General features: G+C 73.9%; 1 pseudogene. It reads left to right on the forward strand.

Annotated features, from left to right (window positions below):
* Window positions 1-268: pseudogene (locus tag RTM68_RS11060) on the forward strand (S26 family signal peptidase); the annotation flags it as partial.
* Window positions 269-349: the final 81 nt, after the last annotated feature.

Here is a 349-nt window from a genome sequence, read left to right on the forward strand (position 1 = left end):
GCCGGTGACGCACCGGGTGACGTCGGTCGCCCCGGGCGGCGACGAGGAGCATCGTGTCATCACGATGCGCGGCGATGCGAACGCCGATGACGATCCCTTCCCGTACCCGGTGAGCTCGGTCCGTGTCGTCCTGTTCTCGGTGCCCGGGGTCGCCACCGTGATCGCGGGGCTCGGGGATCCCCTCGTCCTCGGCGGTCTCACGATCGGGGCGACGGTGCTCGTGGTGTGGGCGTTCTGGCCGCGTGCGTCGCGTGAGGTGCGCACGTGACCAGGGGAACGCGGCGGCGACGGGCGGTCGCCGGGTCGGCGGCAGCCGCTCTCGCGGTGCTGATCGGCGGCGGCGCTGCGG

The sequence above is a fragment of the Microbacterium sp. genome (assembly GCF_031988965.1).
GTDB lineage: Bacteria > Actinomycetota > Actinomycetes > Actinomycetales > Microbacteriaceae > Microbacterium.